Source organism: Desulfothermus okinawensis JCM 13304, assembly GCF_054654515.1.
This window is the reverse complement of record NZ_BAAIEW010000021.1, coordinates 20,859-38,403: the sequence shown is the minus strand read 5'-3', so window position 1 is coordinate 38,403 and position 17,545 is coordinate 20,859. Positions and strand designations below refer to the sequence as shown.

The window sequence follows — 17,545 nt, the reverse complement described above, 5'->3', positions numbered from 1 at the left end:
ATAATAGTTACCATATATAGTGATTAGTAACAGGTTTTAGTTAATAACTGGTAATGGTTGGTGGTGGGTAACTACTTTACTACTTCTCCACTATACCACTATACTACTCCACCACTATAAACAGATCCACATCTAATCAAGCACATCAAACTTCTCAAATTTCATTATAAAACTTGCCCTACCCTGGGTAGCAGATCTAAGGTCAGTTGAAAATCCAAAGAGTTTTCTCAAAGGCGCCAGGGCCTGGACCACTTTATCTGTGCCCCTCTCAAACATATTTTCAATCTTTCCACCTTTTATCCCAATTAGGGAAATAACGTCGCCAACAAACTCTTCTGGAACATATATTTCCACGGCCATAATGGGTTCCATCAACACAGGTCCAGCACTCTCAAGGGCCTTTTTTAGACCACTTGCTGCAGCCATGTGATATCCAACCTCTGAGGACTCTTCCCTTAAATTACCCATGCCCAATATTGATACCTTAACCCCCTGAAGGGGACTTCCCTTTAATACTCCGCTCTGCAGGCCATCTCTTATAGCTGTTTCTGTTGCTATAACAAATCTGTCTGGATAGGTGGAAGTATCCACCTCAAATATAACTTTGTTATCTCCATGCCTGTCTATTGGCTCTACCTTTAGTTCCACATACCCATAGTGCATATTTTCTCCAAGTTCTCTAAAAAATTCCTCTTTGACTTTGGCTGTCCTGGAGATTGTCTCACGATACACAACTTGAGGCGTCCCTGCCCTGAACTCCACTTTGTATTCCCTCTTTAGCCTTTCCTGAATCACCTCTAAGTGTAATTCTCCCATACCTGATAGGATGATCTGGCCAGTCTCCTCATCTACTTTCATAAAAAGAGTGGGGTCTTCTTTTAAAAGTTTATTCAAGGCATCTATTAATCTTTCCCCCTCAGCACTATTTTTGGGTTCAAGGGCAATAGAGATAACTGACTGGTAATCGCTTATCTTCTCCAAAATTATTTTGTTATCTTCAAAGCAAAGGGAGTCTCCTGTCCTAACGTCTTTTAGTCCAGCTCCACCAACAATTTCACCTGCCCTTGCCATATCAATCCGCTCTTTTCTATCTGCGTGAAGGGTAAAAAGCCTGGCTATTCTTAAAGTTTTTCCCTGAGTTGCATTATACACTATATCTCCAGCCTTCACAGTCCCAGAATAGACCCTAAATAGAGAAAGCTGCCTGCCTGACTCCATGGTAATTTTAAACACAAGGGCTGAAAATGGAGCAGTGGAAGATATGGGAAATACCTTTTTCTTTTTTGTATCAGGATCAATTCCCTCTAATTGCTTTACCTCCACAGGTGATGGCAAATAGTCACAAATACCATCTAAAACTGGCTGTACCCCTATCTTTTTTAAGGCTGATCCAACAAAAACTGGAGTTAGTTTTAGCTCTATGGTTCCTTTTTTAAGTGCATCTTTTATTTCTTGTATGGTTATTTCTTCTTCACCTAAATATTTTTCCAATAACCCTTCATCTATTTCTGACACGCTCTCAACTAGTTTATCTCGCCAAATCTGGGCCTTTTCAAGCTGTTCATTGGTAAGGTCCTTTTTTTCAAAGACCTCACCTTCTGTATTGGGATCAAAGCATAAAAATTTCATCTCTATGAGATCTATAATGCCCTCAAAATCCTGACCTGCACCCCAGGGAATTTGGACAGGCACTGGATTAGCCCCTAATTTTTTCTTCATCTCATGGAGCACATTCTCAAAATTTGCACCTATCCTATCCATTTTATTGATAAAGGCTATCTTGGGCACATGATATTTTTCAGATTGTTTCCAAACAGTTTCGCTCTGGGGCTCAACCCCGCCCACAGCACAAAAAATACCAACTGCCCCGTCCAATACCCTTAAGGCCCTCTCAACTTCTATTGTAAAGTCCACATGACCAGGGGTATCTATTATATTTATCTGTTTGTTTTGCCAATGACAGGAGGTACACGCTGATGTTATGGTGATTCCACGCTCCTGTTCCTCAGGCATATAATCCATGGTGGCAGTGCCCTCATGGACTTCACCCATCCTGTGTATCCTTTTGGTGTAATACAAAATCCGCTCAGTTAAGGTGGTCTTTCCTGCATCAATATGGGCAATAATTCCTATATTTCTTATAAAATTTAAATATTTATCAGATCCCTTTGTCTTCTTAGACATAAAACACCCCTCATCAAGATTCAACGTTCAACGTTCAAGGTTCAAAGTTCAAAGTTCAAAATTTCAGGTATTCTTCTCCCTTCACCCTTCTGCCTTCACCTTTCACTAATTACTAATCACTATATTCAAGGTTCAATGCTTGTTGGCCTTATAGAGTTAAGTGTTTAGCGCCAAACGTCAAGATATAATGGCAAAGTTCCGTATTATTGTGTAGTAGTAAAGGGGTGGAGTGGTATAGTAACAAATAAAAGAACATTAACGTCTATCTATCAGGAAATGTCAGGACTCCATTTTAGCTATATATTTTAACATCTGTCCAACTACTATTGAGATAACCTCCCGTGGCAAAAATTCCGTCTCCATCTTTGACATTAGCAGATTTGTTACATCCTCTGTGGCAGCAGAAATATCACCATGCCTTTTGTATGTATCTTCCAAGATCTTTCTTGTTAGTTTTGCTGATTCAATGGATTTTTCCATAAATTTTTTTGCATCTTCTCCCACCATTGCCCCAAAGTGTTCTGCCAGATGGACATTGACATCTAATTTGCTCATCCTATTTAAGCTATCAAGATATTTATCAAAATTGGAATTGGCTGCAGTAAATACATCGTCTCCCATGGGAATGCCACCTGCATCAGAAGCAAACAGGGCCTTTAAATTGGGTTCATAAAGGGCAATGGAGCAAGAAGAATGTCCTGGAACTTCCAACACCTGGAGGCTAAAGTTTCCCACCTTGATTATGTCACCATCAGAGACTACCTTTTCAACTTCCAGGGCAGGAAAATCCAGCCCAAGCTCCTTTGCCTTTTGCTTCATATTTTGTTTTTCCAAGATAATATCATTCATAAACTGTATAGAGGAAATAACCTTTTCCTTTGAAAGTAGATCCTTTGCCCTTTTTGACCCATAAACCTCAATCCATGGCCACTTTTCCTTTAAGTATGGCAAAATACCAATGTGATCAAAATGGGAGTGGAGGATCACTGCTTTTTTGATCTTTTTGGGATCAACATCAAATTTTTCTATCTGTGAAACCACATCCGGGGCTATGTATATCATCCCACCCCCTAAAATAGCTGCCTCATTATCTCCGTCCAATAAATACACATTGGATTCTGGCCTGCCTAATAGATAAATACCATCAATAACCTTTCCTGGTTCCACCATCCTCATAACTCTCCCCCTTAATTTTGTTTTTGCGCAAGATAAGCTGCGCCAATGGCCCCATTTAATTGTGCATATGGGCTAATGATTAAATCCTGTCCCACTTTTTCAGAAAGTTCCTTAACCAACCCTTTATTTTTGGCAACACCACCTGTTAGCATAATTGGAGGTCTAATATCAAGCCTGCTTGCCATTGAATATACCCTGGAGGCAATTGATCTGTGGATACCAGCAATTATATCTTCCCGGGATTTTCCCTGAGATATCATTGAAATGACTTCTGATTCAGCAAACACAGTACATAGACTACTGATTTTCACTGGATCCTTTGCCTCCATTGATAATTTCCCAAACTGATCTAAATCCACCTCCATGGCCCTTGCCATTACCTCCAAAAACCTTCCAGTTCCTGCAGCACACTTATCATTCATGACAAAGTCAAGTACCCGCCCATTTTTATCCAGGGATATTGCCTTTGAGTCCTGGCCACCAATATCAATTACTGTCCTAACATTTGGTTGTAGAAAGTGGGCGCCAGCGCCATGGCAGGTGATTTCTGTTATCTTTTTATTTGCAATATCCACACTTTCTCTGCCGTATCCAGTTGAAATTATTCTGTCTATTTTATCCCTAGAAATACCTGCTTTTTCCACTGCGTTGTACAAAATCTTTTTCCATGCCTCTTTTACATTGTATCCAGTAAAATCTATGGCAGTTGCAATAATCTCCCCGTCTTTTAATATTGCACATTTAACAGTAGTAGAGCCAATATCTATACCTGCAGTGATCATGCGAAAACCTCCAAAAAAAAATGTTCAAGTTCAATGTTTAAAGTCTTTTGTGAATCAAAAATAACCACTTTATAATAATCAAAACAGATTTTCACCAGATTCATTGTTCCCATTTAATTCTAACTTATGAATTCTCAATTAACTCCCAAGTATTTCACAAAACGCATCTATCCTGCTTTCAATCTGTGCATCTGAAAAGGATCTTTGGTCCAGCATGTCTGCTTCTATTATTAAGATTGGCAGTCCAGTCTTCTCCCTTACTATCCTCTGAATATCGTACTGCCCAAAGGAGTATGGCTTGCAACTCCTGTTTGAATGCATAACAAGACCGTGGACTCTGTATTTATCTATCATTTTTATTACCTCCTCAGCCATGATATCAATTCCCTGGTTAAGGTAAATCCTGATGTATGCAGTTGCAATTGAGCCTAAAAAATCATCTTCATCAATGTATTTAAGGGAGCTACACCAGGCAGATGTATATGTGTCAGCTACCAAACATACATCCCTTTCAGCAAATTTTTCAGAAAGCCATTTTGTCTTGTACCAGATTGGCAAATTATCCCAGAGGATTCTATATTTTTCCCCTGGAACAGCGCATATTCCATTTTTTACCCTATCTTCCATTTCATCCAGTAATTCTCTATAATAATTAACGCAGACATCAGTTCCCCTTAAAGTAACAATTAGAGCCAGGTGGAAAAATGCATCAAAGGCACTCATTGGTGCTGGAGAATGTACTGTTGTATCCAAAATTTTTTGCCACAGCCTTTGTGCTTCTATTGATAATCTGCCCACTTTTTCCAGTGTATCAAAATCCATCTTTTTCCCACATACATTCTCTAAAAATAAAAAAAGCTCATCAAATTGTTTCTGGACATATTCCTTTATTTCTTCAGTAAAGTCCTTGTGACACATTGGAGTATCCAGAATAAACAAAGGCACATCAAAATACCTTGCCTGTATTTCATACCATTTTACAACAGTAGAGCAGATATTGTTGCAGCAAATCAACATATCTGGCTGTGGCAGATGTCCAATTGGCCCTTTTTCTCCCCTGCTACATGCAATGTCTGCAGTTGCATAAGAGCAGAGATCACAGGAATATCCAAGGGATTCTGCAGAAGATACGAGCTTATCCCCCATTTTTGATGCACCAATCATTGCCCCGTGATTTTCTGGATATATGGGAATCACATCCATAGCGATTAAGGGTTCAACAGGACCACCACTGGTTATCCATGCAACCTTTTTGCCTCTGTTCTTTGCATCAAAGGCCTCTAAGAAATAATTTGTCATTATTTCTTTCATCTTTGACTTCATCTTAATTGGCTCTTTTCTATATTGTATATCCATAACAATCTCCCCTTATATGGTTTCTAAAAATGCTTCTATTCTGGTCTTCTCAGGTCCTTTTATTTGATTTTTTTCATTGGTCTCCAGAAGAAGTATAGGTATGTTGATCTCTTTTTTCATATCTGGAAAATCAAACAAATGGGGATCACAAAATTTTGGAACCATAAATATTATGCCCTGTGCATTGTATTTTCCTATGAGCTCTTTTAGATATGAAAACCTTGCAAAAGGTCCCATATATTTTGCTGCACATATTGGCCTTTTTAACAGACTATGAGAAATGGCACTAATCCAGTTCCCCTTTAATTCAACCTGTCGTTGATATGGTCTTATGCCAGAACAAAGATCATCATAAACAACCTTTGCACCTGCATTGTCCAAAATCTCATATATCCCAGAAAAACAGCATATGCTTCCAGTTAAGATTATCCTTTTTTTATTTGAGGTTGAAAGACTTAAGTCCTTCAACATATTTAAGAGGTTACCTATCTTTTTTGCAAAGTCTTCTCTATCCATAACATATGATGCAAACAATATATTGTGAATATCTTTATTTGTAACATCATCTATTGACTTAAAAAGGTCTGTTAGCTCTAAAATGGTTGTTCTGATCTTCTCAAAAAGTTCTAATGTCAAAGACATCTTATGGCTATACTCTGTAATATCTTTTCTCTCTCCCTGAAAATCAGGAGATATCTCCTCCATAAATCTCACAAGATTGATAATCTGGTCCTCCATGTATTTTTTTGATGCACTTGAGTCCAACCTTGCTGGTACCATAAAATCAAAATGCGTAAGATCTGTATTTAATCTCACTATGTCTGATATTCTCTGCATGGTGTCACATGTGTTTGAAAAAACCACATGGGCGGCAGGTAATTTTCTTGACAGAATGTCTTCTAATATTGCCTTTCCTGCAGGGCAACAATATGGTTGCAGATGAGAATTTGAGAGTTCCTGGGTTTCAGATATGCCTAAAATCCTGACAGGATGGAACCCAAATGCCCATATGACCTCTTCTGGCACATAAGAGCAGGTATAGAGCACAATATTTTTCCCTTGTTCATCCAGTGTCTTTAAATAAGAAACTGGATCTTTTGCTATTTCTTCAAATTCTCTTAAAATAGATCTTATCTCCATGACTTTCTCCCTAGATAATATCTAATGTTATAAGTTTTATTTTATTTAAAAGAACTAGTTACACTAAACCAGGTTCTTTAACAAGTTTTTCATTTTTTCCACATGAGACCCTGGCCAATAAATTTTATTGCACCTTGGACAGACTGAAAATTCATTGAAATACTTTTTTGTTTTTGGTTCCAATCTATGAATTATTTTGTCCTTATCCACGGAAATTAATTTTTCGTTGCAAATAAGACACCTTGAAAAAGGGCTATAATTTAAATCAAGATTAAAAAATTTTATCACCTCTCTTAATTGATCTTCAGGTAAACTGGCCTGAATATATTTTCCCCATAGTATTTTTTTTCGCTTAAGTAGCTGAAGGTCCTTGGATAACACTATTCTTTTTTGGGTATATGCTATTTCAGCTATTTTTTCATCAGAGACTTGCCAATCAAAAAAACAGTCATATCCAAACATCCTCAAAAACCTAGCAAGCTTTCCAACGTTTGCGTCAACCAAAAATTTTAGCTCTTCTATTGGCTCTTGAAATAAATAATTATCCCTTTCAATGGGTATCTTGTGAGGATATACGTGGATATGTTCTTGATTTTTAGGAATGTGGGAAAAATCTATTCTTCCATTTTCACACTTAATTAGGCCTATTTCTGTATGCGGGATGCCAAGGGCCTCGATTATGTCTTTTATTGAGGCCCGTCTATTAAGTGGATAGGCTATCTTTTTTTCATCTTCATTAGAATCTAGGATATATTTTTTACTACATCTAAGGCCATTTTTAAGCCATCCCAAAAAACTTATATAAAGAATAGGCTCATGGACAACCATTTTGACTTTTTAAATCCTGTTCCCTTTGTTTTACTTCATCCCAGAGTTTGTCCTTTTCCTTTTGGGAAAGTTTCTCAAATTCAAGGCCCTTATCCTTTGCCAGAGAAATCATTTTATAAAATCGATCAAGGAACTTACAAATGGACCTCTGAAGAGCAGCATTTGCCTTTATCCTGTTTCTTCGTCCATATTCCACCAGGGAAAACAATAGGTCTCCAAATTCCTCCTCCATTTCTTGCTGGTCTTTTTTTTCCTTTGCATGGAGAAACTCCTCGAGCTCTCTTAACAGGCTATCTTTTTGATCTCTATCTGTAAGCCAGGTAAATCCCATTTTCTCTGCCTTGGAATGGATTCTATACGCCCTGATTAACGGAGGTAGAGATTTTGGTATGGAATCCATTGGATTTTTATCCCTGTGATTTTTTTCTTTTTGTTTTATCTTTTCCCAATTTCTTAAGATCTCTTCCTCTGATGAAATTCTTATGTCCCCGAAAACATGGGGATGTCTGTTTTTCATCTTTTGTACATTTTTAAAAAACACCTTATTTACATCAATACCAAAGTCCCTGTTTAAAAGGTAAGTTATAAAAAACAATAAAAAATAGACATCTCCGAGTTCTTCTTCAATCTCTAGGATATCTTTTTTTCTTATTGCCTCAACCAGCTCAAAGACCTCTTCAATCAAATATTCACACAGAGAATCAGGTGTCTGTTTTTTGTCCCATGGACACCCATTGGGCCCTAAAAGGGCAGATATAACATGAAATACCTCTTTTGGATCGAACTCCATAACTAAAAGACCTCCACTATACAATTTAAACATCAATTGATGTGATCAATTATCAGAGATGTTTTCAAAAGGAAATAATAAATTTTTAGGCAGGTTAATAAAGACCTTAATGATCAAAGAAAATTATCTAAATGAGATCGTCATGTTAAGTAAGAAATCTCAGTATATTTTTGCAGAAATTCTGAGACATGCATAACTGGAGTAAAAATTCCCCTTTTCTTGAGTCCTCCTTCAATTTGCAACACACAACCAGGACAATCTGTCAAAACAATATCAGCATTTGTGGCCAGGATGTTTTCTATTTTATTATCAAGTATCCTTTTTGATATCTCTGGAAAATCAAAGGAAAAAGAGCCACCAAAGCCACAACATTTGTCACTGTCTTTAAGTGGCACAAAAAAGTCCCCTAAAATATCCTTTAGAAACCCTTCAGTTGAAAAGCAAAGTCCTCTTTCTTGATGACAAGGGGTGTGGTAGGTTACTTTGTAATCCTGGTTGTATTTTATTTGTACACCTCTTTCATACAAAAATTGCGATAAAGACTTAATCTTTGAGCCAAGTTCAACACTTTTTTTATAATCTCTCGGGGAACTAATGGTGTATTTATGGAACTCTTCCTTTATTGTAGAGCCGCAGGTTGGACAAAGAACAATCACATTTTGATCTATACTTTCATCAAAAAAAGTTAAATTTTTAAAAATCGTATTTTTGCCAACAGTCCCAAGTCCTGAATGAAGAGATGGAAGTCCACAACATACCATTTTTTTTGGTATATTTACTTTAACATCTATTTTGTCTAAAACTTTTAAAAGATATACACCCATATAGGGATAAAAATATTCTATTGCACATCCTGGATAAAAAATAATATTATCTTTATACTTTTTACCTGTGTCTTTATAATATCCTCTATATAAATTTGTAAATGACTTTGGAGCAATGGCAGGAAGCACTCTGAAATCTTTACTTTTAGGCAAAAATAAAACTTTTTGTATTTTATTATCCTCTACAATTGGCTTTTGTAGATGTCTTCCAATAGTTGCAAGAGAAGAAAAAATAAATGATTTGGACATTACCTGGGAATATAAAATTTTTTTATAAGCAGGAATAGAATATTTTTCAGAAATTGTAGAATTAATGTCAAATATTATAGATTGAAGATTTATACCTGCAGGACAGTTTACTGAGCATGTCTTACATCCAATACACATCTTCATAAGTTCATTTGCAATCTTTTCATCTTCATAAAAGCAAGTCAAAATAAGTCCTATTGCACCCACATATGTAGAACCAAATACATGTCCTCCTACAATTTCATATACTGGACAAACATTTGCGCAGCTACCGCATCTAATACACTTTAGGGCCTCTTTTAGGGCTGGGTTTTTCAAAATAGGAAGCCTGCCATTATCTAAAAATACAAAATGGACCTCTTTATTATTTAACGACGGATATGTACCTGAAATCCAGGTAACATACGTGCTAATTATCTGACCTGTTGCACTCTTTGGAAGGGCCCTTAAAATCTTTAGGGCATCATTAAAATTTCTCACGAGTTTTTCATATCCCAAAAGGACTATATGTACATCAGGAATAGTGGTTGTAAGTCTTGCATTACCCTCGTTGGTCACAATAGCAATGGTCCCGGTTTCAGCTATGGCTAAATTAGCACCAGTTATACCAACTTTGGCCTTAAAAAAGTATTCTCTCAAGGTATATCTTGCAATCTTAACCATATTTTCAATATTATTTTCATCAACTTGTTCACCTTTTAATTCTTCAAGTAATCTAGCTACTTCCTGTCTGCTTTTATGAATTGCAGGCATAACCATATGAGACGGTCTCTCTCCTGCAAGCTGCAAAATCCACTCACCAAGATCAGTTTCAATAGGTGTTATTCCATTATTTTCTAAAAATCTATTTAGCCCTATTTCTTCAGATGTCATAGACTTTGATTTTACAATTAAATTTGCACTATGTTTTTTACATACATCTAAAATATATTCATTTGCATCTTTTGCATCTTTTGCTGCATAGACAAAACAACCCTTACTTTGGACATTTCGCTTGAATTGTTCATACAGCGAAATAACTTCATTGTATGAATAATCTTTGAGTTTATTTATCTGTTTTCTGATATCATCAAAATTATGGCCTTCATAGGCCTTTGTTTTTGCAATCTTGTAATTTTCCACAAAGGATTTTAAATTTTTATACAAGACCTTATTGGATATGGCCCTTCTAATTTTCTGTTTAACCATGGGATAAGCTCCTATTTATCCTGAATAATAAAAATATTTACCTCACACGGCCCATGAACACCAATTGTGAGCACTCTCTCAATATCCGCTGTCCTGCTTGCCCCAGTTATAAAGGCTATGTAACTATTCTTTTTGGTAAGCTCCTTTAAAAATCCTTCAACGTCTTCTAAGCGCTCCATTATCTTTGACTTAAAAACAACTATATCCAGCTTTTCAGCAAGACACGTAGCCTTTCTAATCTCTAAATCTAAAGAGTTGATCACAACAGAGCCTGTCTCAGCTATTCCATAATTGGCCTCTATCAGAGCACAAGAAATCCCCTCCTTTCCCATATCACATCTCTTGAACTGAGAAAACGAGGGCAAGTACACAAAATCATAATCTTTTTTTAAATCTTTTTCCCTGAGCTCATCTTCCTTTACCAAATAATTTTTACTCCCAACTGCCTTTGACTGACAAATAAATTTTTCAATCATAAAAAAAATCCCCGCATATAAATAATTGGTAATACCAATATATCGATGTTTATATTTTTGTCAATAGGCATATTACATATAATAAATCCAGTTATTATTTTTTAAAAAACAGGTTAACAAAAAATGGATTTATTGTTAAATGGCTTTACCAATTTATAATCATTTTTTAGAAGCTATACCGTATTTATTTAAATAATCAGGTTTTAATTTGGTCTGTCCATTTAATAACAACTAAAAAGGAGGGTTTGTTATGAGGATGTTTTCAAAGGTTTTAAGTGTGACTGTTTTATTTATTTTTTTAAGTGTTACAACCTTTGCAAAGACCTATCACTGGAAGTTGGTAACCACATGGCCCACAGGTATTCCCTGGCATCAAACAGTTCTTCATTTTGCAAAGACAGTGGAAAAACTCTCAAACGGTCAATTAAAGATCAAAGTATTTCCCGCAGGTTCAATTGTCCCTGCATTCCAGGTATTTGATGCTGTTAGAAACGGGGTAGCTGAAATGGGGCATGACTGGCCTGGCTACTGGAAGGGTAAAGACCAGGCATTTGTAGCATTTGCATCTGTTCCTTTTGGCATGAATAACGTGGAGTATTCAATCTGGCTCATGTCTGGAGATGGGATGAAACTGGCTAAAGAACTTTATGGTAAATATGGACTTATCCCTTTAATGGGAGGAAATTCTGGCCAGGAAATGGGATTTTTTACCAAAAAACCAGTCACAGAGGTATCTCAATTAAAAGGTATGAAAGTTAGAACAGTGGGGTGGGCAGCAGACATATTAAAGGACATGGGAGTATCTGTAACTCCACTACCCGGGGGCGAGATATATTTGGCCTTTGAAAGGGGAGTCCTAGATTCAGCAGAATTTTCCACCCCATATATTACCTTTCCCATGGGTTTTCAGGACATAGCCAAGAACGTAATGGTTCCAGGTTGGCACCAAACTGCTGTTCAGCTCATGTTTGAAGTCAACAAAAAAGCTTACGACAGACTGCCAGATCACCTAAAGTATGTATTGCAGATAGCGTCTAGAGAACTACAGCTATGGGATTTAACAACAAGCGAATATAACAATGCCCTTGCAATTGAAAAATATCAAAAACAGGGGGTAAAATTTAATAAATTATCAGACAAATCTCTCAATGAGCTGAGAAAAACAACAAAAAAATATCTAGACAAACTTAGGAAACAAAATCCTTTTTTGGACAAAGTACTAACATCTCAGGAAAATTTTATAAAGCACTATTCAAAATGGAAAGACTTAAGAAGTGGAGTATCTGCTTATCCCTATGAAGAATATATAAAGGGAAAACACTATGAATAATCTTATGAACAGGTAAAAAAAGGGGAGAGATAGTATCTCCCCCTTTTTTACAGGAGGTTATATGAAAAAAATAGCAAAAGCCATAGATTGGTTAAATGAAATTATTGGCAAAATAACCAGTTATATAGTGTATGTTTTACTTTTTGTAGTTGTATATGAAGTGGTAAGGAGAAAGGTCTTCAATAGTCCTACAATGTGGGGATTTGAATTCAGCTATATGCTCTATGCTGTTATGTTTCTAATGGGTTTTGGATATACATTAAAACACAAAATGCATATTGGAATAGATGTATTTTATTCTAGATTTAGTACCAGAGTACAGGGTATTTTAGATTTAATAACATTTTTTATATTTTTCATTCCATTTACACTCATTGCCATTAAATCGTCCTGGATATTCATGTTGCAATCATGGCAAGGTATGGAGCATAGCCAGTCTCCTTGGGCTCCTCCAATTTATCCCTTTAAAACATTTATGCCCATTGCCTTTTTCCTCTTATTTCTACAGGGAATATCTGAAGCTATTAAATCCTATTATAAAATCAAAGGAGAAGAGATATAATGGATCCAGAAATTCTGTCTATTGCAATGTTTGTGCTTTTATTATTTGCCGTGTTTTTAGGTCATCCCCTTGGAATTACCCTTGGCGCACTGGGGATCATTTTTGGCATCTTAGGATATGGTCCTGGTGCCTTTTTTATCCTTGCAAACAAGACCTACGGCCTTATGACCAACTATGTACTTGTTGCAATACCGCTATTTATTTTAATGGCGCAATTTTTAGATAAATCTGGCGTAGCAGAAGATTTATATGAAACCATGTACATTGTGCTAGGTCCAATTAGAGGAGGTCTTGCACTGGCAACTATAGTTGTTTGCACTGTTTTTGCTGCAACAACGGGCATTATTGGGGCATCAGTTGTTGCCATGGGCCTTCTGGCAGCCCCTGCCATGTTAAAAAAAGGCTATTCTAAAGAACTGACCGCAGGGGTCATCACTGCTGGGGGTACCCTGGGAATATTAATTCCCCCGTCTATTATGCTGGTGGTATATGGAGGGCTAATTGGCATGTCTGTTGGAAAACTCTTCATGGCAGCCTTCCTGCCAGGCCTTTTGCTTTCATCTCTGTATCTTATTTATACATGGATATACTGCACATTTATAAATCCAGATGCAGGGCCACCAATTCCAAAAGAAGAGAGGACACACACCTTAAATCAAAAAATAATAATGACCTTTAAATCAATGATTCCCCCTCTATTTTTGATATTTGCAGTGCTTGGTAGTATTGCTGCAGGAATTGCAACCCCAACAGAGGCTGCTGGACTTGGATGTGTTGGAGCATTGATACTAGCAGCACTAAACAAAAGATTAAACCTTTCTATGTTGCAGGAAGCGGGATATTCCACTCTTAAAATCACTTGCATGGTGATGCTCATATTTGTTGGTGCTAACTTCTATACCTCTGTTTTTATGGGTCTGGGAGGAGGCGATGTTTTTACCAGCCTGATATTCGCTATAAGTTCCAATAAATGGGTTATCTTGAGCATAATGATGTTTATAATTTTTATTCTAGGGATGTTTGTAGATTGGTTGGGAATACTCCTTTTATGTGTGCCCATCTTTACTCCTCTTGCAGTTGACCAACTCCATTTTGACCCACTCTGGTTTGCAATGATTGTTTCCATTAACCTTCAAATGTCATTTCTAACTCCTCCTTTTGGATATGCACTCTTTTACTTAAAAGGTGTGGCCCCAGAAGGGATGACAATGGCTCATATATACAGAGGAATCATTCCATTTGTTGTTCTCCAGGCTATAGGGCTCGTCCTCTGCATTGCATTTCCCCAGATAATCACCTGGCTACCCTCTGTGGTATTTAAATAATCTGGAGATTTTTATGAACAAAAACCTAATAAAAAAATTAAAAGAAATATTACCAAAAAAAAATCAATTACTAAATAGTGAAGCCCAATGTGCTCTTTTTTCATATGATGCTGCCTTCTGTAAAAAGTGCTTGCCGGATATAGTAGTGTTTCCTGAAAACAAGGAACAGTTAAAAGAAGTTGTTCACCTTATGTATGAAAATAATGTCCCCATAGTTACAAGAGGCGCTGGTACAAATTTAAGTGGAGGCACAGTCCCGCTAAAAGGTGGTTGCGTATTAGTCACCACTAAAATGAATAAGATCAAAGAGATTAACTCAAATGACCTATATGCTGTAGTTGAACCAGGAGTAATTACAAAGACATTGGCAGATGCTGCCCAAAAGCACGATTTATTTTATCCTCCAGATCCAGGGAGCATGAGTATATCCACTTTAGGTGGAAATGTTGCGGAAAATGCTGGAGGCCTTAGGGGCCTTAAATATGGAGTTACCAAAGACTATGTCATGGGTGTAAAATTTTTAGATAGTGAGGGGAATGAAATAATCGGTGGAGGAAAAACAGTAAAACTTGTTACTGGCTTCAATCTCCCAGGTCTCATGGTGGGATCAGAAGGCCTCCTTGGAATAATACATGAAATCACATTAAAACTTATTCCCAAACCAGAATATTCAAGGTCAATGCTGGTAAAATATAAGTCAATCCAGGATGCTTGTGAAACTGTATCTCATATTATAGCCTCTAAGATACTACCCTGCACATTGGAGCTAATGGACAATTTCACAATACAAGCAGTGGAAGAATATGAAAAAATTGGTCTTCCAGTAGATGTGGATGCATTACTTTTGATAGAAGTAGATGGCCATAAGTTGGTTGTAGAAGATGAATTTAACAAAATAAAAGACGTGTGCAAAAAGCATAGGGGAGATATTTTTGAGGCCATAGATAAACAACAAAAAGAGAATATATGGACAGCTAGGAGAAATGCACTTTCTTGCCTTGCCAGGCTAAAACCCACCCTTATTTTAGAAGATGCAACAGTCCCCAGGAGTAAAATACCCAATCTAATGGAAGAAATTCAAAGTATTTCAAAAAAATACCAGATTACCATTGGAACTTTTGGACATGCTGGTGACGGTAATCTTCACCCTACTATTTTAACAGACAAAAGGGACAATGAAGAAATGTTAAGGGTTGAAAAGGCTATTGATGAAATTTTTGAAAAGGCATTAATGCTTGGGGGAACATTGAGTGGAGAACATGGAATAGGCATCTTAAAAGCAAAATACCTGGATAAGGAGATTGGGAGAGCTACACTAACTTACATGCAAAATTTAAAAAAAGGAATAGATAGTAAAAATCTTCTAAATCCTCACAAAATGGGAATTATGTAATGAATATTACATTAATAGATGAGCTAAAAGAGTTAGAACAGCTAGTAATAAAATGCATGAAATGTGGAATGTGTCAGGCTGTATGTCCACTTTATAAGTGTAATTTTTTTGAAGGTTCAGTTGCAAGGGGAAAAATCAGTTTAATTGAATCCTTATATTATGGGAATATTAAAGATGCAAAAAACACCCTTAAAATACTTGATTACTGTATAGCGTGTGGCAGATGTGAAAAAAATTGTCCCAGTGGAGTAAGTACAGTTGAGATCTTTTTAAGGGCAAAATCTATTTTGCGAAAAATACAAAAGTTGTCTATGTTCCAGAAGTCAATATTAAAATTATTGCTACTGCATCCACATTTAATAACTAAATTATCCCCTATACTACATTTTGCGTTTAAAATTGGGACAAAAGAAATTCAAAATGATATATACCAGGTAAACTTTAAATTATTTGGAGACAGATATACAAAAAGCATAAAAAAAACATTTTTTACAGAAAGTTATGGGGGAATAAATAAGGCAAAGAACGAAAAAATGGCCGTAATTTTTTATCCAGGATGCGCTATTAATATGATCTTCACTGACTGGGGAGAAAAGATTATAAAATTATTAAACAAATTAGGAGTTACTGTAATTGTACCAGACATAAATTACTGTTGTGGCATTCCTGCTGCTACAATGGGAAATATCGATATCATGAAAAAATTACTAAACCAGAATTATACTTTTTTTAAAAAACACAAAGTAAATTATGTAATAACAGCTTGTCCAACTTGCAATTATACACTAAGCGATCTAAATTCCGTAGTAGGATTAACTAAACCTGATGTAACATTTATTGATATATTAATTTTTTTGAAAGAAGTATTGAATATAGATATCAATACCCAAATTCAGGAAAAAGCCAGCTTACATGTTCCATGTCATTATCAATCAAAGGATATTCCCAAAATGAAAAAATTTGTCTCAAACATATCAAAGAACTTTATTGAACTCTCAAACCAGGATTGTTGTGGTTTTGGTGGTACATTTAATTTAAAAAACTATCATGATTCTCTGTCATTATCCTTAAAAAAAGTTCAGGAAATCAAAAAAAAGGACATTAATCTATTGTTTACACCGTGTCCTGGCTGTGTTATGAATTTGACCAATGCAGTAATGCACGAAAAACTAAATTGTAGAGTAGCCCATCCCATAGAAATTCTTTACGAGGTAATAGGGGAAAATGTTTCAGAAGATAAAACCCAAAAGAATTAGTGATGAGATATTTGAGCAGATCAGGAAATTAATTGTTGAAGGTAAATTAAGGCCAGGGGATAAACTTCCTCCTGAGCGAGAATTAGCCACTCAAATGGGTGTTAGCAGACCAACCTTAAGGGAAGCCATAAACAAACTAGAAGCAAGGGGACTTTTGGAACAAAAGCAAGGTGGTGGGACCTTTGTAAAGTCCCTTGGAGATGAAACCCTTGATTTTGCATTTGAAGAATATGCCAATAAAAAAGATGCAATAGTGGATTTAATGGAGGTTAGAAAAATCCTGGAGACCTGGGCAGCATATGCTGCTGCTGAGAGAATTACTAATGAGGAATTAAGACAACTGGAGCAATACTTAAAAGAAATGGAGGAGGCTTTAAAAGAAGGTCAAATAGGGTATGATTCTGATGCAGATTTCCACTCTACCATATCCTATGCAACTAAAAATATATTCTTAATACATATTATGAATACCATCTATCAATGGATAGAGAAGATCTCATACGAGGTTAGAAGTAGACTTTATAATAATTATTACAAACATGATCTTTTGTACAAACAACACAAAGCTATATATATAGCAATAAAAAACAAAGATGCTCTAGAGGCCTACTCTGCAATGCTCACCCATATGAATTATGTTATGGATTCCGTAAAAAAAATAGTTGAAGATAAAAATCTTTAAGTAC

At 36.2% G+C, this 17,545-nt stretch carries 15 protein-coding genes; 6 read left to right on the top strand and 9 right to left on the bottom strand.

What is annotated here, in order from left to right; genetic code table 11:
• Window positions 1-132: 132 nt before the first annotated feature.
• The 9 genes from fusA to ACYQ0O_RS09010 all read right to left on the bottom strand — a co-directional run bounded on the left by fusA (window position 133) and on the right by ACYQ0O_RS09010 (window position 10,993).
• Window positions 133-2,184: an elongation factor G gene (gene fusA / locus ACYQ0O_RS09050; protein WP_459892297.1), complete on the bottom strand. Its 2,052-nt coding sequence runs from the start codon at window positions 2,182-2,184 to the stop codon at window positions 133-135.
• Between the two features lie 279 nt (window positions 2,185-2,463).
• Window positions 2,464-3,360, bottom strand: coding sequence for an MBL fold metallo-hydrolase (locus ACYQ0O_RS09045; RefSeq protein ID WP_459892295.1), 897 nt, complete (start codon window positions 3,358-3,360; stop codon window positions 2,464-2,466).
• An 11-nt stretch (window positions 3,361-3,371) separates the two neighbouring features.
• Window positions 3,372-4,142, bottom strand: coding sequence for an acyl-CoA dehydratase activase (locus ACYQ0O_RS09040; RefSeq protein ID WP_459892293.1), 771 nt, complete (start codon window positions 4,140-4,142; stop codon window positions 3,372-3,374).
• Between the two features lie 138 nt (window positions 4,143-4,280).
• Entirely contained in the window at window positions 4,281-5,498 is a 1,218-nt protein-coding gene (locus ACYQ0O_RS09035) for a 2-hydroxyacyl-CoA dehydratase subunit D (RefSeq protein ID WP_459892291.1), read from the bottom strand.
• Between the two features lie 12 nt (window positions 5,499-5,510).
• Window positions 5,511-6,638: a 2-hydroxyacyl-CoA dehydratase subunit D gene (locus ACYQ0O_RS09030; protein ID WP_459892289.1), complete on the bottom strand. Its 1,128-nt coding sequence runs from the start codon at window positions 6,636-6,638 to the stop codon at window positions 5,511-5,513.
• A 63-nt stretch (window positions 6,639-6,701) separates the two neighbouring features.
• Complete coding sequence (locus ACYQ0O_RS09025) at window positions 6,702-7,466, bottom strand: Mut7-C RNAse domain-containing protein (protein WP_459892287.1); 765 nt, start codon at window positions 7,464-7,466, stop codon at window positions 6,702-6,704.
• Window positions 7,453-8,256, bottom strand: a complete 804-nt coding sequence (gene mazG, locus ACYQ0O_RS09020; RefSeq protein WP_459892285.1) for a nucleoside triphosphate pyrophosphohydrolase — start codon at window positions 8,254-8,256, stop codon at window positions 7,453-7,455. Before mazG ends, ACYQ0O_RS09025 begins: the two co-directional genes overlap by 14 nt.
• A 140-nt stretch (window positions 8,257-8,396) precedes the next feature.
• Window positions 8,397-10,517, bottom strand: coding sequence for an L-lactate dehydrogenase (quinone) large subunit LdhH (ldhH, locus tag ACYQ0O_RS09015; protein ID WP_459892283.1), 2,121 nt, complete (start codon window positions 10,515-10,517; stop codon window positions 8,397-8,399).
• Window positions 10,518-10,528: 11 nt separating this feature from the next.
• A complete protein-coding gene (locus ACYQ0O_RS09010) occupies window positions 10,529-10,993 on the bottom strand; it encodes an LUD domain-containing protein (protein ID WP_459892281.1) in 465 nt (154 codons plus the stop codon).
• A 250-nt stretch (window positions 10,994-11,243) separates the two neighbouring features.
• On the opposite strand from ACYQ0O_RS09010, the gene ACYQ0O_RS09005 reads away from it, so the two are divergent.
• The 6 genes from ACYQ0O_RS09005 (at window position 11,244) to ACYQ0O_RS08980 (ending at window position 17,541) form a co-directional block, all read left to right on the top strand.
• Entirely contained in the window at window positions 11,244-12,323 is a 1,080-nt protein-coding gene (locus tag ACYQ0O_RS09005) for a TRAP transporter substrate-binding protein (RefSeq protein ID WP_459892279.1), read from the top strand.
• 61 nt (window positions 12,324-12,384) lie between these two features.
• Entirely contained in the window at window positions 12,385-12,885 is a 501-nt protein-coding gene (locus ACYQ0O_RS09000; RefSeq protein ID WP_459892277.1) for a TRAP transporter small permease subunit, read from the top strand.
• The gene (locus ACYQ0O_RS08995) at window positions 12,885-14,210 is read left to right on the top strand and encodes a TRAP transporter large permease (protein WP_459892275.1); all 1,326 of its coding nucleotides are present in this window, start codon (window positions 12,885-12,887) and stop codon (window positions 14,208-14,210) included. Before ACYQ0O_RS09000 ends, ACYQ0O_RS08995 begins: the two co-directional genes overlap by 1 nt.
• Before the next feature lie 13 nt (window positions 14,211-14,223).
• A complete protein-coding gene (locus ACYQ0O_RS08990) occupies window positions 14,224-15,603 on the top strand; it encodes an FAD-binding oxidoreductase (protein ID WP_459892273.1) in 1,380 nt (459 codons plus the stop codon).
• On the top strand, window positions 15,603-16,859 hold the full coding sequence (locus ACYQ0O_RS08985) for a (Fe-S)-binding protein (protein ID WP_459892271.1): 1,257 nt from the start codon (window positions 15,603-15,605) through the stop codon (window positions 16,857-16,859). Before ACYQ0O_RS08990 ends, ACYQ0O_RS08985 begins: the two co-directional genes overlap by 1 nt.
• Complete coding sequence (locus ACYQ0O_RS08980; protein ID WP_459892269.1) at window positions 16,828-17,541, top strand: FadR/GntR family transcriptional regulator; 714 nt, start codon at window positions 16,828-16,830, stop codon at window positions 17,539-17,541. The genes ACYQ0O_RS08985 and ACYQ0O_RS08980 overlap by 32 nt, the downstream gene beginning before the upstream one ends.
• Window positions 17,542-17,545 lie beyond the last annotated feature (4 nt).